This window comes from Enterococcus ratti (assembly GCF_001886195.1).
GTDB classification, from domain to species: domain Bacteria; phylum Bacillota; class Bacilli; order Lactobacillales; family Enterococcaceae; genus Enterococcus_B; species Enterococcus_B ratti.
This window is the reverse complement of record NZ_JXLB01000006.1, coordinates 105,438-126,279: the sequence shown is the minus strand read 5'-3', so window position 1 is coordinate 126,279 and position 20,842 is coordinate 105,438. Positions and strand designations below refer to the sequence as shown.

General features: G+C 33.9%; 13 protein-coding genes and 5 pseudogenes. 2 read left to right on the top strand and 16 right to left on the bottom strand.

The features are described from left to right. Positions 1 to 7: 7 nt before the first annotated feature. Together RV14_RS04280 and RV14_RS04275 are read right to left on the bottom strand one after the other, a co-directional pair. On the bottom strand, positions 8 to 346 hold the full coding sequence (locus tag RV14_RS04280; protein WP_071855064.1) for a putative DNA-binding protein: 339 nt from the start codon (positions 344 to 346) through the stop codon (positions 8 to 10). A 1-nt stretch (position 347) separates the two neighbouring features. Beyond that, positions 348 to 809 carry a 2-thiouracil desulfurase family protein gene (locus RV14_RS04275; protein ID WP_071855063.1) on the bottom strand — a complete coding sequence of 154 codons (462 nt, stop codon included), beginning with the start codon at positions 807 to 809 and terminating at the stop codon, positions 348 to 350. 263 nt (positions 810 to 1,072) lie between these two features. Between RV14_RS04275 and RV14_RS04270 the strand changes: the two genes are divergently transcribed. Both RV14_RS04270 and RV14_RS04265 read left to right on the top strand, forming a co-directional pair. Beyond that, positions 1,073 to 1,777 carry a response regulator transcription factor gene (locus tag RV14_RS04270; RefSeq protein ID WP_071855062.1) on the top strand — a complete coding sequence of 235 codons (705 nt, stop codon included), beginning with the start codon at positions 1,073 to 1,075 and terminating at the stop codon, positions 1,775 to 1,777. Then, on the top strand, positions 1,774 to 3,540 hold the full coding sequence (locus RV14_RS04265; RefSeq protein WP_071855061.1) for a sensor histidine kinase: 1,767 nt from the start codon (positions 1,774 to 1,776) through the stop codon (positions 3,538 to 3,540). The genes RV14_RS04270 and RV14_RS04265 overlap by 4 nt, the downstream gene beginning before the upstream one ends. A gap of 155 nt (positions 3,541 to 3,695) precedes the next feature. On the opposite strand, the gene RV14_RS04260 is transcribed toward RV14_RS04265, so the two are convergent. From RV14_RS04260 to RV14_RS04200, 14 genes and pseudogenes are all read right to left on the bottom strand, one after another. Further along, positions 3,696 to 6,167: a cation-translocating P-type ATPase gene (locus RV14_RS04260; RefSeq protein WP_071855060.1), complete on the bottom strand. Its 2,472-nt coding sequence runs from the start codon at positions 6,165 to 6,167 to the stop codon at positions 3,696 to 3,698. A 634-nt stretch (positions 6,168 to 6,801) separates the two neighbouring features. Beyond that, a complete protein-coding gene (locus RV14_RS04255) occupies positions 6,802 to 7,272 on the bottom strand; it encodes a hypothetical protein (protein WP_071855059.1) in 471 nt (156 codons plus the stop codon). Between the two features lie 230 nt (positions 7,273 to 7,502). Continuing rightward, the gene (locus RV14_RS12200; protein ID WP_167359836.1) at positions 7,503 to 7,700 is read right to left on the bottom strand and encodes a hypothetical protein; all 198 of its coding nucleotides are present in this window, start codon (positions 7,698 to 7,700) and stop codon (positions 7,503 to 7,505) included. Between the two features lie 435 nt (positions 7,701 to 8,135). Beyond that, positions 8,136 to 8,357, bottom strand: a pseudogene (locus RV14_RS13015) (RNA-guided endonuclease TnpB family protein); the annotation flags it as partial. After that, positions 8,314 to 8,623, bottom strand: a pseudogene (gene tnpA / locus RV14_RS04240) (IS200/IS605 family transposase); the annotation flags it as partial. The pseudogenes tnpA and RV14_RS13015, both read right to left, overlap by 44 nt. Before the next feature lie 53 nt (positions 8,624 to 8,676). After that, positions 8,677 to 8,997, bottom strand: a pseudogene (locus tag RV14_RS13010) (type II toxin-antitoxin system Phd/YefM family antitoxin); the annotation flags it as partial. Between the two features lie 62 nt (positions 8,998 to 9,059). Continuing rightward, a pseudogene (locus RV14_RS13005) lies at positions 9,060 to 9,249 on the bottom strand (type II toxin-antitoxin system Phd/YefM family antitoxin); the annotation flags it as partial. A gap of 60 nt (positions 9,250 to 9,309) precedes the next feature. Beyond that, positions 9,310 to 10,603 (bottom strand): annotated as a pseudogene (locus tag RV14_RS04230) (hypothetical protein). Positions 10,604 to 11,072: 469 nt separating this feature from the next. Continuing rightward, on the bottom strand, positions 11,073 to 13,289 hold the full coding sequence (locus RV14_RS04225; protein ID WP_245785459.1) for a heavy metal translocating P-type ATPase: 2,217 nt from the start codon (positions 13,287 to 13,289) through the stop codon (positions 11,073 to 11,075). Positions 13,290 to 13,308: 19 nt separating this feature from the next. Next, a complete protein-coding gene (locus RV14_RS04220; protein WP_071855056.1) occupies positions 13,309 to 15,492 on the bottom strand; it encodes a heavy metal translocating P-type ATPase in 2,184 nt (727 codons plus the stop codon). Continuing rightward, a complete protein-coding gene (gene copZ / locus RV14_RS04215) occupies positions 15,492 to 15,701 on the bottom strand; it encodes a copper chaperone CopZ (protein ID WP_071855055.1) in 210 nt (69 codons plus the stop codon). Before copZ ends, RV14_RS04220 begins: the two co-directional genes overlap by 1 nt. Positions 15,702 to 15,714: 13 nt before the next feature. Beyond that, entirely contained in the window at positions 15,715 to 16,167 is a 453-nt protein-coding gene (locus RV14_RS04210) for a CopY/TcrY family copper transport repressor (protein WP_071855078.1), read from the bottom strand. A 432-nt stretch (positions 16,168 to 16,599) separates the two neighbouring features. Next, the gene (locus RV14_RS04205) at positions 16,600 to 18,060 is read right to left on the bottom strand and encodes an APC family permease (protein ID WP_071855054.1); all 1,461 of its coding nucleotides are present in this window, start codon (positions 18,058 to 18,060) and stop codon (positions 16,600 to 16,602) included. 417 nt (positions 18,061 to 18,477) lie between these two features. Continuing rightward, complete coding sequence (locus tag RV14_RS04200; RefSeq protein WP_071855053.1) at positions 18,478 to 20,550, bottom strand: heavy metal translocating P-type ATPase; 2,073 nt, start codon at positions 20,548 to 20,550, stop codon at positions 18,478 to 18,480. Positions 20,551 to 20,842: the final 292 nt, after the last annotated feature.

Genomic DNA, 20,842 nt, shown 5'->3' with positions numbered 1-20,842 from the left:
CATTCCTTTATTCTTCAATTTCTTGAATCTGTTTCACATAACCTAAAAGAACGACATCTTTCGGATACGTTTCCTTCACGTAAGCAGTTATTTTCTCTAGTAGTTGTTCACGAACGATATAGTTTGAGTAAAGATGAAGTTTTTTTTCATAATCTTCTAAAATTTTACTTGTTCGTTTAATATTATCATAAACTGCTTGGCGACTTACTTTATACTCTTCTGCTATTTCACCCAACGAAAAATCGTCTGCATAATACAATTCCATGTAGTTCATCTGTTTTTCGGTTAAAAGCGTAGAATAAAATTCAAAAAGAGCATTCATTCGATTAGTTTTCTCGATTTCCATTTTACTCACCTCGCAAATTTAACCATTCTTCTTCAGAGTACACAGTCACCCGTTGTTGGATAAAATAAGCAGTTGCTACTCCAGCACCTGATTGAAGCGTTCCTGAAAAAGTACCATCATAAATGTAAGTAGATCCGCAAGATGGACTTTTCGCTTTTAATATAAGAACATCTATTTCTTGTTCTTTGAGCCTATGATAGGCAATAATCGCTCCTTTTTGATAAGCTTTTGTTACATCTTCTCCATTTATTGTAAGTACTTTCGCCTGATTATTCCAAACATCAAACCCATCGCCGCCAATAATTTCCGCTGGCGCTCTGGGTATTGAAAGACCACCCATTACTTCAGGGCAGATCATGATTGCTCTTTTTTCATCAACAAGCTTCTTTAACGCAACCACCGTTTTTTCTTGTCCATCATAACGACATAAAACTCCGCCCAAACAAGCGCTAATACCAATCAAATACTTCCCACCTCTTTATCCAACAAAATGCTTTTCCATTATACCATTTATTTAGTCTGTAAAATAGTCCTTCGGCTTGATTCTATGCTAAAATAAGAAAGGTCAACTACTCGGCATTTTATTTTTAAGCGTTTCATAGAAAATCGACTCAAAAAATGCGCACCGCATATAACATATAAATAGTAATCAAGTGACATAAGTAAATAATAAAACATCTGCGCCTGTTTAAAAATAAAATAATGAAGGTAAAAAAAGGAGAGCTCATGAAAAAAATATTAGTAGTAGATGATGAAAATTCAATCATCACTTTGTTAACCTTTAATTTAGAAAAAGAAGGATATAAAGTAACTAGTACATTCGATGGACAAAAAGCTTTGGACTTAGCACTTGAAGAAGCATTTGATTTTATTATTCTAGATGTGATGCTGCCGTCCATTAACGGAATGACAATCATTCAAAAATTAAGACAAGAAAAAATCGATACTCCCATACTATTGCTCACTGCAAAAGATGACCAAATGGATCGAATCATTGGACTTGAAATTGGTGCGGATGACTACTTGACTAAACCCTTTAGCCCTAGAGAAGTCATTGCTCGGATGAAAGCTATTTTTCGCCGAATCGAACCTCAAAAAACAGCACAAGAAGAAATAAAATCAAACGTCTTATCTATCGGACAAATTAAAGCAGACGTAACAAACTTTCAAGTAACTGTTAATGAACATCCAATTGAATTAACTCCTAAGGAATTTGAACTGCTTGTTTATTTTATGAAACGAAAAGATCGAGTAATTGATCGGAATACTTTACTTAATCGTATTTGGAACTTTAATTTTGCGGGACAAAGCAGAATCGTTGACGTTCACATCAGTCATTTAAGAGAAAAAATTGAAAGAGACCCCAAATATCCAAAATATTTAGTCACAGTTCGTGGATTCGGATATAAATTTCAGGAGCCAAAACAATGAATTGGCAAATATTTTCTAAGCGCCTCCTCTTTTTCTTTCTCTTAATCGGCTTCTTCTTAGGCAGCTGGCAGATGATTTCTCAGTACTTCAAGCAACAAATCATTGCACAACAAGAAAGCTATCTTTCTAAAAAAGGGCAATTACTCATTCAACAATTGGATACAGTCAATTTGTCTTCTTCTGCTAATCAAATCATCTTGACAGAATTTATCCACCAAACAAATGAACGAATTACTTTGCTCAACCCTGATGGAAAAATTTTATTTGACACTGCCAATCAAAAATTGCATGGTCAACAATACACGCGTCCTGAAATTAAGGCAGTATTAGATGGCGGAGCCATTGGTACTTCCTTAAGAAAAAGCAGTACTCTAAAGAAAGATTTATTATATGTTGCGTTACCAATCAAAAAAAATGGACATTTAGAAGCCATCATACGGATTGCAGAACCAACGAATGGTTTCTTACCACGAACAGAAAAATTTCAACGACGGATCTTTTTCTTCTTTTTAATCTTTTTTATCATTTTATCAAGCATGAGCTGCTATTTAGTCTATCAACGAACCCGCCCATTAAAAACCGTTCTGCCCGTCTTAAAAAAAATGGTCAAAAATCCTGAGCAAACTGAAATTATTATGCAAACATCTGCCCAGTGGGAAGAACTGTATCAAACAATTAACATCTTAAGTGAACAGATGAGTAAAATGTATCATGCCTATACCACAACCGAAGAACAATTGTATACTTTGTTGAATGAATTAATGATTGGCGTCTTTTTGATTGATTCCACATCACAACTTCGTCTATTAAATCCAAAAATGCAAGAACATCTAGGCGTACAAAATTATCGTCCCAATCAACGGTATACTGATGTTATTCAAGAACCAAAATTAATCCAACTCATTCATCAAGTAACCCCAGCTAAGCCTTTAATCCATCAAGAAATCACGATTTCAAATGGTCATCAAACATTGGATATTAGCCTTCGTTACTTTAATACTTCAGAGAAAACTGGACAGGTTTTAGGCGTCGCTTATGATTTAACTAAAATAAGACGACTAGAAAAACTACAAAAAGATTTTGTAGGAAACGTTTCTCATGAACTGAAAACACCGGTTACTTCACTAATCGGCTTTACGGAAACATTATTAGATGGTGCAAAAGATGATCCCAAAACATTAAATGAGTTTCTTTTGATTATGCAAAAAGATGCGATTCGGTTAGATAAATTGATTAGAGAAATCATTCAGTTATCAAAAGATGAAAAGACCGCTCATGCATTTCATACCATCGAGTTAGCGGCTTTCTTCCAACAAATCATTCAAAGTTATCAGCCAATGATCAATAAAAAACATTTAACCATCCAATTGATTGGTAAAGAGGTCTTATTTACTACTCAACCGGATCTTTTGTATGCAATCATTAAAAATTTGATTGAAAATGCCATCCAATACTCGAAAGAATCAGGTAAAATAATCATTCGTTTCCAAGTAGACAAGCAGTTAACGTTTTCCATTCAAGATTTTGGCATCGGTATTGATCGTGAAGATCAAGAAAGAATTTTTGAACGCTTTTTTCGAGTAGACAAAGCTAGAAGTCGTCACTCTGGTGGTACAGGGTTAGGATTAGCCATCGTGAAGGATTACGTCCATTTCTTAAACGGAAGCATTCAAGTAGAAAGCCATCTAGAAACAGGAGCTACTTTTACCGTCAGGATTCCTTTATTAAAAGATAGAAAAATTTCCTCAGTTACTAGCGAATGAAACAAACAGTGAAATTAAAACCATTGAAAGAACAACTTTTACTTTACATTTGAAAAAACAAAAAACCATCACTTCAAAAATAAGCCGGAATCGACGAACCCCTTCGTCCTTCCGGCTTATTTTTTGTAGTTAACTTTTCTTATACTGAGTCCTTATTAAATTTTCTCTTTACTTTGCTTCCAAAACAATGCTTTAACCCATTCTCCCATTGTTCGTTTCTTCCTATCATTTTTTAAGCGACTGTATTTTTCGATAGTGTGTGTGAACTGTTTAAAAAGCGAATCCGCGACACAAAACAATAGCAAAAGCAGCAAGATAGAAACCGGTGAAATCGCTGAAAGAGAAAATAACTTATGAAGAAAAAGGATTGAAAATAAAATGCCTGCAACACAAAGTAAAATGATTTGTTTTCTAAATCGATTCAATGGACAGCATATTTTATAAAGCACTAAAAAACCAACAGCAGTCAGTAACATCGTAGAAGCAGTAGAAATATCGGTTTTGTTTAAATTCAAGATGGCCCCTCCAACAACCAGCGTCCCGACTACAGCCATAGCCGTCAATCCACCAGGAATCGCTTTTTCTATCACGTTGAAAATAAATCTTCCTTCAATTCGTTTTTTATTTTCTTCAAGAGCTAACAAAAAGGATGGCAAACCAATGGTAAACAAACTAATTAAAGTAATTTGAGAAGGTTCAAGTGGATACGTCAATGCAAATAAGACAGAAAATACAGAAAGTAAAAAAGAAAAAATATTTTTTACTAAAAACAGACTAGCTGATCGTTCAATGTTGTTTACTACTCTTCGACCTTCTGCTACAATTTTGGGCATCTTTGAAAAATCAGAATCTAATAAAGCCACTTGTGCTGCTTGAATCGTTGCTTCATTTCCCGAAGCCATAGCGATGCTGCAATCTGCCTCTTTCATAGCTAAAATATCATTGACTCCGTCACCAGTCATAGCAACAGTATTTTTTTTTCTAAGAAGCTGAATAAATTTCTTTTTTTCTTCTGGTTTTACACGTCCAAATACGGTGTATTTTTCTACAGCCTCTGGATAGTCTTCCTCGGCTAATTGAGAAGCATCAACGTATTTATCTGCATGAGCAATCCCTGCTTCTAAGGCAACACTTGAGACGGTCTGAGGGTTATCGCCAGAAATAACTTTGATTGTTACTCCTTGTTTTTCAAAATAAGCAAAGGTCGCCGGTGCTTCTTTTCGTATAGGATTCGTCAGTAAAAGATAAGCCAGCGGCACCACTTCTTCTTCTAAAGTCGCTTCTTTTAAATTTCCTTGATAACTGCCAAAAACTAATACGCGATACCCTTGCTGCGTATAATGACTGAATTCACTGCTGTAAGTCAAAAAACGATCTCGTAACACCATTTCTGGTGCACCTAACACATAAACCCCGTCAGAAAACGTTACACTACTAAATTTTTGAATTGATGAAAAGGGCAACACAGATAACGCCTTATTCTTCGAATATTTAGTGAAGGTTTCTTTGATTGCTTGCATTGTAATATTATCATTTGTCATGGCTTTTGCATAATCAGAAATTAGTTCATCGATTATTTGTTCTTTTTCTCTTGCTTGTTCGTTTCTTGCTATCACTAATTTTTGAACGGACATTTGATTTTCTGTAATTGTTCCTGTTTTATCCACACATAACACATTTACTCTAGCTAAAGTTTCGATACTTTTCATATTATGCAGCAATACACGTTGTTTAGCTAAGCGTGCTGCACTCATTGCTAAAGCAATTGTTGTCAATAAATAAAGACCTTCCGGTATCATGCCAATTAAAGCAGCTTCCATAGCAATAATACTTTCTTTGATCGTATTGCCATTAAAAAAATGGCTTTGTGAAAATAGCATAATTCCTAAAGGAACAATAAGAATACCTACCCATTTGATCAACTGATTTAACGAAGCAATCATCTCAGATTGTTCGCCTTCTCCCATTTTTTTTGCTTTAACTGTTAATTGAGAGATATATGAATCTGCTCCAACTTTGTCCAACCGCACATAAGCACTGCCAGAGACAATAAAACTTCCCGACATCAAACAGTCATCGACTTCTTTGGTAATTTCATCTGCTTCTCCAGTTAGCAACGCTTCATTCACTTGAAGTTTTCCTGCTAAAACAACTCCATCAGCAGGTATTTGCTGTCCCATCTCTAATAAAACTACATCATCTAATACTAATTCTTCGATGTTTATTTTACTTTCTAGACCATTTCTTACAACTGTAACTTTTGTCGTATTTAAAACACTTAGTTTGTCTAAAATTTTTTTTGAGCGTATTTCCTGATAAATAGCAATTCCTGTGTTTGCAATAATCACTGGTAAAAAAGTGAGGTTTTTATACGAACTAACTAAACACAATAAAACAGCTAAAACGAGAAAAATTAAATTAAAATACGTAAATGTATTTTCAAAAATAATTTGTTTTTTTGTTTTAAACGTCGTGTCTATCATTTTATTCGTTGCTTGTTCCCGTATTCTTTCTAAAACGAGAGCTTCTGTGAGACCTTCTTTATAATTAGGATTATATCGAATAATAGCGTTAGATAAAGTTTTTTTACTGCACGTATTGTTTGTTTTTTGTCTAAATATTCTCATTTACACAGTACCTCTATTATCATTATTATACTTACCATAATGTATTTATGAAAAAAATACCTACGAAACGGCTGACAAATATCTTTCAATACTGACACTAAAGCGATAGCTCTTCTATTCAACAAAAAGTATGATTTTTCAATATATACTTTTAAAATATCATTTTTTTAATAGGAATGATTATTTTAAATTATCCACTTTTCTTTCTTAGTTTAAATTTTTTCAATCATATTGCTTGACTTTTTTCAACTTGTTTTTCAGTCGTAAATCATCGAAAAAATTCCTGTTTGATTCAATTTTCTTTCCACATTTACTATTAAATAAGCTTTCTACTTTTATTCACACAAACACCAAAATTTTCGAACGTCACTGCCTTACAGATTACCTTCATTCAGTCCCCCATTTCCTTTTTTACGTAGAAAGAAAAAAGTTGATTTTATTATTTCACACTACTAATATTTGTAATTTAAACGAATTCGAATTAGACAATTTTTTTATTTTTTTAAATAAAAAAGAAAAAATAGATTTTTAAAAGAAAAGGAGAACCTATTCATCGAAAAAACAAATAAAACAACACTATTAGCGACTTTACTCTCTAATAGTGTTGGCTTTTGTTTAACTAATTTTCAAAAAGTTAAATTTCACGAACGATCTCATCATTTATTTTTATTTTAGAAAAAAAATAAAAAACAATCGCTAATACAAAAGAAAAAATAGCTAGATAAAATCCCGGTTTAATCGTTAAAAAATACATAGAAGAATAGATAGTATCTTTTAAGCCACTTTCACTTAACCCATTTGGACCAATAATAATTCGTGGTAAAACAGAAAAAAATGAAGTAAAAATTAACATACAAGAAAAATGAACCAAATACCAATTATAACTATTAATAAACTTGTTCGTTAACACTAACCCGATGCTTATTATAAAGTAGAACATTGTTAAAATCGGAAAATTCTTTAATACAACGACTCCAGTTCCATGAACTAATCCCAAAACTTCTGCTCCTTGAACCACAGCATTCACCCAAGTAAAAGGCAGCAAGAAAATAGGAAAAAACCAAAAAAACAAATACATTTGTTCCAATCTTTTTTTCTTTTTCATCATTTTGCTCCTACGAGAATTTTTCTTTTACTTACTATACGCATTTTCTCTAAAAAAATTAAGGGGAAAAACTTTCTTTTTAAAGATAAGGGCATGAGAGTTTGTTCATTTAATCTACAAATTACAAAAAATAGATTGATTAATGTTTTTTTAAACCTAAAATAAACATAGACGATCATCTCATCCACTGATCAGGAGGAATTTCATCATGAAAAACTATTGGAAAAATTCTACTCTATTTTTCTTTTTATTTCCTTATGTTTATTTTTCATTGTTACTAGATTTTCATTATCATTCCGTCTTTGGCCTAATTTTTTTGATTTTTTTTGCATTTCATGCTGGTTTTTTCTTACAGAAAAAAAAAACAGCTGTCGCTTCTTTTTCTGGGAAACATCGGCACGACAGCCGCTTCTTTTTTTGCCTATCATTATTTTTCCGACTGGTATTTTTTTTATCAGCCATTCAAGCCGACTGAACTTATTTTATTGCTTTCATTTTTGTATTTGATTCCCCAGTTCCTTGGTATTTTTTGGGCACGGCTTCTAACACCTCGTGAAATTGAAATCAGACATACAAAGAACAACCAAAATGGCAACAAATAATTTTTCTTATAGGACTCCCGTTGAGATTTTTTATCGATTTTAATCATTTAGAAAAATCATTCACATCATACAAAACAAAAAAACATATTCCCTTTTGCGCTTCGCTTATAAAATTCGCTAGTTTATGATAACGCAACCTACCTTTTGTATTTAAGTCTTCAATACAAATAATATCGTGGTTTTTGATAATTTCTGTATTCAACTTATTCAGAAAATCAGTACGACGGATTTATCACGAAAAAAGTTCTTGCACATCTCCTATAGATTGAGTTTTGCATTCGCGCCAAAGCAAGACTATCCACTTCTTTCAAAAATGGAAAATCTTGCTTATATTTTGCAGGCGTTGGGAACCTCATTTTTTTAGAGGAATCATTCTTAGTTTCTTCATAAGCTTTCATTCAGTCATTAAGCAATTAGGTTGTAGATCTTACCAACACAGCCAAAAGACTTGCCAAAGAAACTGTTTGACTCTTGGAAAATCACGTTTTATCAATCGTGAACTGGCACTCCTATAGGCATTGATGAATTTTGTCAGTTCTGTTTTAGGATGAGCTTTGAACATAATATGAACATGATCTTTATCATGATTTCACTCAACTAAAGTAATAGGATACGATTCTGAAATTCTTTCAAAAGTAGCTTTAGCAAATTCAGATATTTCACCATCCATTACTTGTCTACGATATTTAGTTACCAGTAATTGAGATAATAAGTAGCAACACTGAATGATTATTAGTATCTACTTCCATGTTATATCAGCTCATTTCTTATATAGAGGATAGGCGATTTCTGCCTAATTATGTTAAAGTTCATGTAAATAGATTTTTTTAATGACAATTTTATCAAATAATTGAGATTGACGATCTTGCTCCCCGATAATTTCGGCAATGACTGGACGATTGTTTGATTTTCTTCGTAGTTGATAGTTAATTTTTCCTGTAGTCGTCAATTCATTTAGCATATCTACCACACCGCCAAATCCAGTTTTTTTGGTAATAAATCCTAAAGCAACCATTCGTTCGTCTAAATTTTTCGCAGAAATTGCGACTTCAGTAATGAAATAGCGTTTCAAAGCTTGTACTAATTCGTCTAGCTCACTGGAAGTGGACACCACTGAAGCAGATTGTTCTGCATTCATTCGTTTGTTCGTTTCCATCGTATATAGTGTTTCATTTACTGCTGCATTACGTAAGGCTTCTAGCTCTTGTAACAACGTTTCATATTGTTCTTGTGTCAGCATAACTCCCGCAACCTTTTCACGGTTAAATATATATACGCCTGTCTTAGCTTTTCTTGCCTGATCAAATACATCCATCGGCGATCTTTTCACTTCTGTGATCGAAGATGTAGGAACTTCTAATTTCTTTAAATCCAATGGACATCCTCCTTTACTCATCCCTTTCATTATAACACACCCGAATCTAGATGAGAAAAATCAATTTTTTGTTTCAATCCAATAATCAATATCCGAAAGTAAGCGATCAACGCCAAAAGAAGTTTGGTAAAAATAGGTTTTCTGATTTTGATGATTATTTAACGGAAAGAAATGATCAGTAATAATTAATTGTGCATAACTAGGCGGCGTGGTTCTAGTACAAACATGGATGGATGTCCGCTTTCGGTGTCTAAGAGTCTTGTCTAACACACAAGCCAAACGTCGTGCTTCTTCATGGTCATAACGAAAAAAAAAAGACAATTTTTACTTCTGGAGGATAAATTTCTAAATATCCTCGTTCTTGTAAAAATTTAAGTAAAAGCAATCCCCATTCAAAAGATGGATATGTAAGAGCTTGCTGTAAAGCCATCCGATATTGATAAAGTTTTTCATTAATGTTTGGTACCATACGTAAACTTTCTTGATACACATAAAGTTCTTCTTTTACCACTCGTTCATGAAGTCCAATAAAATAACGCAACCATTCTTGATAAATCACTCGTGTAATGTTGGTTTTATTTGTACTTTCAAATTCATTAGTCAACCAAAACAATGAATCTAATTTTTCTGTTAAACCCATCAATTTTTGATAAATTGGTGTTTGCTCAATTTTCTTCCAATATTTTTCTATGATGATATGGCAGCTTAAGCGTACAATACATCGATAATTTTTTTCTTTTGGAGGTAATTTTTGTTCATATCGAAATAACAATTCTGGAAACATTTCAAAAAAAGCCGTATGATGATCATTTAAAATTTTTATTTCTGTATTCGGTTGACGCTGTTCCAGTAAATGGATAAATAATTCTGAAAAAGATTGTTCTGTATCATCAACAAAGAAGACCGGAAAATCCTTTAAAAAGCAAAAAAGAAGGTAACGTATCTTACGTTCAGAACCATAGATTGTCTTTTTCTTATAAGAAAAAGACAGATGATATTCTCCCAACCATTTTCTTAAACGTTCTTGAGAGGATCGATTATATTCTTGCTGGTAATCACTATTTAAAATTAAATCCTTTAATAAACAAAAAGAAGAAGAATGAATTAAAAAATCAAACAATAAATAAGGCTCACTATAACCTTTATTGTAGAGCAACTGTACATTTTTTTTACGTTGAATTAGTTGAATTGGAAAATCGCTTTCTTCCAATCGTTTTAGATAGCGATCAATTGTTTTGATATCCACTACTAATTTTTTTGCTAAATCTGTTTTTTTCCATGATAAATCTTTCATTTGATTGATCAATGTAAAGAGATTCTGAGCATTTTTTGATAACAATTTCTGCCATTTCATTAGAGTTCCCTCACCTATTTTACTCTGAAATTTAGGAGTATAGACTTAATACAACTCCTCATATATAAACTACGAAAAAAAATAAATTTTCTTTTGAAGTTTAAAATTTTTAATCTAATTTTAATTTATAAAAAAACATTCAAGGTAAAAACGAAGGAAACAGGCTTTTTATTCTCATAACTAAAATGAATAGAATCCGTTTTTTTCAAATTTATTCATCAATTGCTTCCAAAATTTGAAAGACTATTTTTTTGTTTAAAAAAAGGCAATCATTGAAGTATTTCTTATGAGCGTGAAGTAAAAGTAGAGAATACTTTTACTTCACGCTCTAAACATAGATAAACGGCAGGAGCAAAAGCAACACCTTTGGAGTTAAACACTTCTGTCCCCACCTTTTCTATCGTTCTTCAAAATTGTCTTTTTTATATTTTGTTTATGTGTGTCTCTTAGCCAATTTCTTTATAAACAGTTAATTTAAGGTTAACGCATTCACAGCCACCACTACTGTACTTAGTGACATTAAAATTGCGCCAACTGCTGGACTTAAAATGAAACCAAGTGGTGCTAGAACGCCTGCAGCTAAAGGAATAGCCAAAATATTATATCCAGCTCCCCACCAGAGATTTTGAATCATTTTTCGTCTCGTTTGCTTGGCTAAATTTAAGAAATGCAAAATATCTTTAGGATCACTATTCGTTAAAACAATATCCGCGGAATCAATCGCAATATCTGTTCCTGCGCCAATTGCCATCCCAATCGTTGCTTTTGCTAAACTAGGAGCGTCATTGATGCCGTCGCCAACCATAATCACTTTTTTTCCTTGATCAAGATAGCTTTGGACAATCGCTTCTTTTCCATCTGGTAACAAACCACCATAATAGTCATTGATACCAAGATATTCAGCTACAGCTTGGGCCGCTGTTTGATTATCTCCCGTCACCATCACTGGTTTAATCTTTTGTTCTTTTACTGCTTGAATCAACGATCTTGCTTCAGGTTTTATCACATCACCCAATGCAACCATTGCAATTAATTTTTCTTCAATGACTAAAAAACTAATCGTATTTCCTTGTTCTTTATAGACGTTTAAACGAGTAGCATCAACTGTAAATCCTAATCTTTCTACTTCCTTTTCATTAATAATTTTAGTTTCTTTTTTTTCAACAAATGCTTCTAATCCAATGCCTGTTAAACTTTTTTGATCGTATGCTTGATAAGGAGTAATCTTTTTTTCTCTTAGCTCGTTCATAATACCAATTGCTAATGGATGATTGGCATTTGCTTCTAAAGCACCGATATATTTTAAGGCTTCTTCTTTAGTATAATTTTTGTTTAATACTTCGATCCCCGTCACAGTAAATTTCCCTTGAGTAAGCGTTCCCGTTTTGTCTAGCATAATGACGTCTAGTTTATTGGCTTGTTCCAGTGCCTGACGATTTTTTAAAAGTAAGCCATTTTTTGCGGCAATTGAAGTAGAACGTGCAACAACTAGCGGAATCGCTAATCCGAGAGCATGTGGACATGCAATGATAAATACAGTAACCATTCGTTCTAACGCTTCAGGCAAATTTGTTAAAAAAAACCAAAGAACGAACGTGATGATACCAACTGCTAAAGCGACATAAAATAGCCATTTTGCAACTTTATCGGATAAAAGCTCTAACTGAGATTTTTCTGCTTGTGCTTTTCGTACCATCGCCATTACTTTAGCGAGGTAACTATTCTCGCTTGTAGCTGTGACAGTGATTTCAATAGTGCCGTTACCGTTAATTGATCCACCAATGACTGAGTCACCTGTTTTCTTTTGAACACCTTTTGATTCGCCAGTCACCGCTGATTCATTGACAATTGTTTGTCCTTTGATGATGACGCCGTCTGTTGGCATCTGATCACCTGCACGTACAACCAAATCATCCCCCTCATTTACTTCTTTCAAAGAAATTGATTCTTCTGATCCGTCTTTTTTCAAACGTTTTACCGTTTCAGGTAATAATTCTGCTAATTTTTGTAAAGCATTGCTTGCATTAGAGACCGCACTCATTTCAATCCAATGTCCTAAGAGCATGATCACGATTAATGTCGCTAATTCCCAGAAAAAATCCATGACGTGCGCATGAGGGGTGATGAAATTCACTACAAAAGAATAAAGACTATAAATATAAGCGACGGTAATTCCCATTGCAATCAGGGTCATCATGGCAGGTCTTTTTTGTTTTAATTCCATTAAAGCTCCACTTAAAAAAGGTTGACCGCCATAAACAAATAAAATAGTTGCAAGAAGCAATACAAGCCAATTAGAACCGGGGAAAGTGACTTGAAAAGGAAATTTCATGCCCATCATAGGTGAAAAAAACAGAATTGGAAGCGCTAAAACAACTGAAATCCAGAACTTTTGTTTAAAATTTCCCATGTGCATGGAATGATCCATTCCATGCATTTTTCCATGTATGTGGCTGTGTTTCATAATTTCATGATTGCCGTGACTAGAGATAGGCAAATGTTCCAGCGGTTGTTGACTCATGTGGTTATGTGTAGAAAATTGTGCCGTTGGATGATTCTCCTGTTTATGCAAAGAGCCGTTAAAAACCAAAGAGCTTTCTTTTTGCTTCTTCGCTGACTTTTTTACAGATGTTTCCTTTTTATTGCTTTTATCTTCTTCGTTTGCTTCTTTTTTCATCTTTTTCATTCCTTTCTTCAGGGAATAATTATTTTATTTGGTTTCGATTCAAGCTTAAAGAATTTAAAAAAACGCTAACAGAACTAAAGGCCATGGCACCTCCAGCAAGGATCGGATTTAAAAAGCCAAGGGCTGCAAAAGGTATGCCAACTGTATTATAAATGAACGCCCAAAATAAATTTTGTTTGATCTTTTTTAATGTCGCAGCAGACAAAAGAATCATTTGGTAAATCGCACCTAAATTGCTGTTCATTAATGTGACGTCGGCTGTTTCCATTGCGATATCAGTTCCATTGCCCATAGCAATTCCTACATTTGCTAAAGCTAGTGCAGGCGCATCATTAATCCCATCTCCAACCATTCCTACTTGTTTGCCTTCTTTTTGAAGTTGTTGTACATATTTTGCTTTTTCTTCGGGCAATACTTCTGCAAAAATATGGTCAGGAGCAATGCCAACTTGTTTGCCAATTGCTTGAGCGGCTAAACAATTGTCTCCTGTAACCATAAAGACCTCAATTCCTTTCCCTCGTAATTGAGCAATCGCTTGTTTGGCATCTGCTTTGAGTTGATCGGCTACTGCAATCATTCCAAGAACTTGTTCTTCGTTTGCTAAAAACATCACCGTTTTTCCTTGCTGCTCTAATTCTACCGCTCGTTCTTGAAATTTATCAAATGAAAGGTTCATTTCTGCTAGACGTTTTCTAGTTCCAGCAAAATAAAGAACGCCGTTTATCCGCCCACTGATTCCTGCACCAGGATGAGCAGTAAAATCAGTCAATGGTTCAGGTGTGATTCCTCTTTTTTCTCCATAACTCACAATTGCTTTTCCTAAAGGATGTTCAGAACCATATTCAAGTGAATAAAAAAGCGGTAAAACGTCAGTATTTCCTACTACATCTGTTACTTCAGGTCTTCCTTGTGTAATCGTTCCTGTTTTATCTAAAATGATACTATTTAAATGAGCGGCTGCTTCTAATGCTTCTCCTCCTTTAATTAGTATGCCATGTCGTGCTCCTAAACCTGTTCCTACCATAATGGCTGTTGGTGTTGCTAGTCCAAGTGCACAAGGACAGGCAATTACAAGAACAGAAATACTATGGATACAGGCTAATTGCCATTCTCTAGTAACTACTCCAGTAATTAATAAAGTGCAAATTGCCAAAATTAAAACAATGGGTACAAAAATGCCAGAAATTTTATCGGCAATTTTTTGAATAGGCGCCTTGCTTCCTTGCGCATCTTCTACCATTTGAATGATTTGTGCCAATATAGTATTTTTCCCTATTTGAGAAACTTGCATTTGAATGAGACCGTTTGTGCTAATCGTTCCGCCAAAAATTCTGTCATGTTTATTTTTTTCAACAGGAATGCTTTCACCGGTTAACATACTTTCATCCATTGCACTGGAACCTGCAATGATCCAGCCGTCTGTTGGTACTTGTTCGCCGGGGCGAATCACTAAAATATCATTTACCTTTACCTCATCAATTGCTATTGTCTGTTCTTGACCGTTTTTTAAAATCTGAGCAGTTTTGGTTTGAAGAGCCATCAATTGTTTGATGGCATTTCCTGTTTTATTTTTTGCGCTGTATTCTAAATATTTTCCTAGTAAAATTAAGGTAATAATCATACTGCTACTTTCAAAATAAATATCTTGAAAATGATGAACAAAAAAACTGTTATAAATGCTTAACGTAAAAGCGGCAGTCGTTCCGGTTGCAACAAGAACATCCATGTTGGGGGCTTTTGTCTTTAACGCATGATATGCTCCTTTGTAAAAACGCCGACCGACATAAAATTGAATCGGCAGTGCTAACAACAATTGAACAATCGGTTGATGAAAAAAATAAATGATTGCTACATGACTTCCTAACATCATTGCAAACATAGAAAGCACAAGTGGCGAAGTCAAAACTATACTTAAAATTAGATCACTTTTTAATTTTTTTAAATAAGCTTGTTTTTCTTTCGCAATTTTTTGTTTGTGTGCTTCATCATATAAAATTGCGCCGTACCCAATTTTTTCAATGCTTTTTATCAATTGGTCTGCTGATGTATGGTTGTATTCCACCGTTGCTTTTTCAGTAGCCAGATTTACTGTAGCGGAAACAACACCGGATTGTTGGTTTAATTCTTTTTCAATTCGAGCGGCACAATTGGCACATGTCATCCCTGTAATCATAAATGAGTCCAATTTTGTTTTTGATTCCATCAAATCACCTCAGCTTGATAACCTAATTCATTGATTGTTTGACAGATTTCTTCTAGTGGAACACTTGTTTCATCAAATTTCACTAGTCCTTTTTCTTTTTTTAAGTGAATTTTCACTTTTTTCACACCTTCTAAATTCCTTAATGCTTCTTCTACTCTCGCTACGCAATGATTGCAGTGCATACCTTTAATTAAAAACTCTTGTTTCATTGATTGTTTCCTCCTAATTAAAATACTCTATATGTTCTTTACAGTCGCATTGTCCGGGAATACAGTTACATTCAATGGCTGTTGCTGGTTCTTTTTTCTCTAGTTGCTCTAAGATGTACTGAATATCTTCTTGTGTCAATGCAGCTTCTTCAATTAAATCAACAATCGTTGCACCAATTTTTTTAGCACAAATGTGTGAGAAAAGATTTTCAGTTGCACTTTTCACTGTTTTTCTTTCAGAAACTGCTGGGTGATAAATAAATTTCTTTCCTACTTGTTCCGTCCAAAGCGCTTCTTTTTTTACTAAACGTCCTAAAAGTGTTTTTACAGTTGCAGGTTTCCATCCCATAGAATTGGCTAATATTTGAGTAATTTCTTGAGCATTTACTTGATTTAATGTCCATACTACTCGCATAATTTCCCATTCGGCATCGCTAATTTTTATCGGAAAAGTTTCTTTCTTCACCATTTTCTCCCCTTTTGTTTACATGTGTAAATGAAACGTTGTTAATAGATTACAATTGTAAACATAAATTGTCAAATAGTTTGTTTTTAACCAATTGATTATCCTTGTTTACTAAAAGAACCCGACTTTTAACAGATGATTCAAATACCGCTTTTTAAAAACTCACGTTATTTTAACTAAAGAATACTTTTTATTCTTCCACTTCTGAAAATTGCTTTTTATTCATCTGACCACAAAATACAAAAAAGCGTGGAGCAAAAGTAAAGAATACTTTTACTCCACGCTCTAAACATAGAGAAATGGTGGAAACAGAAACAACTCCTTCGGAAATAAGCCGAAATTTACAAAAATTTGAAAAACAATTTTCATGAATTCTTTTTTATTCCTCGAAGTTAAACGCTTCTATTCCAGCCTCTTATCAACAAAATTTTGTTAAACTTCTATCGTTGGTTCGTTCACCTCTTTATTTTTATCCCGACGGGCGATAGCTGGTAAGATCATTCCTAATAAAATCAAAATAATCGGTGTAACTATGTTTAAAGTTAATTGGAACCACCAAGCCTTAGAATCTGTTGCATAATCCACTTTGGGTACCATTCCAAGGATGCAGGCAAAAGCTGTAAATGCAAAACACCAAGCCCCAAAAATAAAACCGACTTTCGGATTTTTCACGAATTTATATTCAGAGGTGAATTTTTTGTACGCTTTATTCAACATCATGTAAGCTAAGAATACCCATAAATAACGCATAGGCATTACTACTGAATTTAGATTCGTTAACCATTTGACTAGTTCATTCATGTCTTTAATACCAAAAATTGGTAATAAAATGATGATGCTTACTAAGATTCCTGTCAACAAGTATCCATTGACTAAAGTTCCTTTACGATTGCGTTTACGTAACCATCGTGGCACAAATTCAGGATCTGCATCTGCTAATAAAATCTTCAATGGCGCATCAATTGAAAAGGCCAAAGCAGAAATTTGTCCCACCATATTTGTTAAAGCATAGATAATCATCAATGAATTGCCAATACCGTAATAATTTCCTAATATTTGAAAGGCACTGTACGCACCATTTGCCATCAAGTCTTTTGGAATATTGTTGCTGGCAAATAGCATGCCCATTGCCACAGAACCTAAAACGGCACATACACCTACCATTGCAGCTAAGAAAATCATTCCTTTTGGAAACTCTTTTGCTGGGTTTCTTGTTGAATTTACATAAGGAGAAATTTTTTCTGCTCCACCTACTGCAAATACCAGCATAGAAACGGTTGTAAAATAACTAAAATCAAATTTAGGAATGTACGTTTTTACTTCATTCATGTGGGCAGTTGCAAATTCCATCGTTGAATTGATAAATGGAGCCGTCACTGCCAACAAAATAAATAATAGTGACATCACAAACATTGCAGTTCCTGCTAAACCGCCAATCACTTTCAAAGTAGATAACCCTTTAGTTGATAAATATAAGAAAGCTAAGAAAATAATTAAGGAAATAACGGCCACCATTTGAACGGTCATAGTATTTACAATATCACCATTTCCTTGAACTGCCCAGCCAGCAGCAATTAAAATAGCTTGAGGTTTTTGAGCAAGATATGGAACATGCACTACCCAATATGTCCAAGCAGCATAATACGCTAAGCGCTTATTAGACGTTGTGTTTTCTACCCATGAACTAACACCGCCTTTACTATCTTTAAATGCAGAACCCAGCTGCCCTACGATTAGCGCATAAGGAATAAAATAAATAGCAAGAATCAATAGCCAAGAAGTAACAACTGAAATTCCTTGCTGGGCGTAATTGTTTACGACGTTTCCCATGCCCCATACCATGTTAAAGGCAATGAGCGCCACGGTAAACCAACGTAATTGTTTATCGTTCATCTGTTCTCTCCTTTTACATTTTTTGTTTAATAAAACGATTATGTACATGTAATCATAAACAAATTCTTATTTGTTTACAATAGTTCGTTATTTTAATTGTGGATATTTTTACTCAATACACATTGTTTTTACATTTTTTTGCCATTTCTATCAGAAGGTCATTGGATGTAAAAGAAAAAAATATTTTCATATTTTTACACCATAGCAATTAACACTGAAAGTTCATTTAATGTAAATATATTGGAAACAAAAAAAACTGTAAACTTCATTGTCTTTGAGACTCCTAAGACAAAAAGTTTTCATTTATTCGTTTATTGAATAAATGAAAACTTTTTTTGTGATTCGCACACTTTGTTCATTTTAATGATACATTTACTGATGGTCTCCTATCAATAAATATAAAGCAATAGTCAAAAATTACCTTTCTACCTGTAAGCATCTCATTGCATTTAGTACAGCCAGCACGGTTACACCTACATCTGCAAACACGGCATCTCCCATAGAAGCAATACCAAACGCTCCCAAAACTAGCACAAGAATCTTTATTCCAATGGCAAAAATAATATTTTGTTTAACGATTTTTAGGGTTTTTCTTGACAAACGAATAGCTTCAGCAATTTTTGAAGGTTCATCATTCATAATGACTACATCTGCAGCATCAATTGCCGCATCGCTACCTAAACCGCCCATCGCAATTCCTACATCTGCTCTGGCTAATACAGGCGCGTCATTAATGCCATCACCAACAAACGCTACTTTTGCATGATCCATCAGCTGCTCCAATTTAGTCACTTTATCTTGAGGCAAAAGTTCACTATATACTTTATTCATTGCAAGTTCTTTTCCAATATGTGCAGCAACTTCTTTTGCATCTCCTGTAAGCATCATAGTTTGTTTGATACCCACTTTTTTAAGTTTTTTCAACGCTTCTTTTGCATCATTTTTTAATGTGTCAGCAATAATCAAACAGCCTACATACTTCTCATCAATCGCTACATAAATCAAGGTACCCATTGCGGTATTTATAGGAAAATCAATATGATAACGTGTCAAAAGCTTAGAGTTACCAACTAAAATCCTTTGATTATCTATAGTAGATCGAATGCCTTCTCCTAAAATTTCTTCTGTTTGATCACTCGACAACAGCGGTCCTTTATAGGCAGCTAAAATAGCTTGAGCAATCGGATGAGTTGAAAACTGTTCAACACTTGCTACATATTGCATAAATTGTGACTCATCCATTGCTGTTTCAACTTTTTGAACTGAAAAATCGCCTTTTGTTAATGTACCTGTTTTATCAAATACAAACGTATCCGTATGGGCTAATTGCTCAAGGTAATTGCCACCTTTTACTAATACGCCTATTTTACTTGCCCCGCCGATTCCAGCAAAAAAACTAAGCGGCACAGAAATCACTAACGCACAAGGACAGGAAATCACTAAAAAAGTCAACGCACGATAGATCCAGTCATAAAATTCTTTATTTGACAAAATCAATGGCGGAACAATCGCCAGTAAAACAGCTAAACCCACCACAACTGGTGTATAATAGCGAGCAAATTTTGTAATAAAGTTTTCTGCCGGCGCCTTTTTATTACTTGCATTTTCTACCAATTCGAGCAATTTACTAACGGTTGAATTTTCATAGTTTTTTTCTACTTTTATTAATAAGGGTTGCGTTTTATTGATAAAACCACTTAATACAGTTTCGCCTGCAATCACCTCCTTGGGAACAGATTCTCCAGTTAAAGCAGACGTATCAACTAATGATTGGCCTGTTATTACTTTGCCATCTAAAGGAACACGTTCACCGGGTTTAACCAATACTCGTTCGCCAATTGCCACATTTTCTGGTTGTGTCGTTACAATCCCCTCTTTTGTTTCTACATGAGCAACTTCTGGACGAATTTCCATTAAGGCTCGAATAGATTTTCGTGATTGTTTAACAGCAAAACTTTGGAAATATTCTCCTACTTGATAAAATAACATAACTGCAACTGCCTCTGGATACTCACCAATCACCATCGCTCCAATCGTTGCAACTGCCATTAAAAAATTTTCATCAAATAATTGCCCTTTTATGATATTTAGTCCTGCTCGCTTGATCACATCAAAACCAATTAATAAATAAATTAGCAAAAATCCTATAAAACGAATAGGCTCAACTGGTTCTCCTATAAACAATACCATCAAGCCAATTGTCGAAAAAACGATTCGAACAAGTTCTTCTTTTCCATCTTCCTTTTCTTCTGATAAATGGTTTCTCTCTTTTTTTATTTCTGTGACTTTTACTTCCGGTTCTACCTCATTAATGGCTTTCATTACTTCTTTTTCAATTGCTAAGCTATTTTTTTCATCAATTTCGATGGTTAACTTACCAGTCGCAAAATTCACATTTACCTGTTTTATACCTTTAATTTCATTAATTTTTTTTTCGATTTTCATGGCACAATTCGCACAGTCCAATCCAATCAAATGATAACTTTTCATCTTTCTCACTCCCTACTTAAACATATGAACAATTATTCATAAGTTATTATATATGAATAAATGATCATGTGTCAACACTTATAACAGTAAACATCTCATCGTGAAAGAAAATGATTCTCTAGAAATAGTCAATTCATTTTTCTATGTATTAAGCCTCTAATCTTTTCAAAAGAGACTGCTTTTTAAAAAAAAAAGCAGTAGGATACGCCAATAAACCAAATAGCCTTGAAAACATACTACATTATTTCCAGACCATTCGGTTTATTTTTGCACTAAGTATACTCTTTTTATG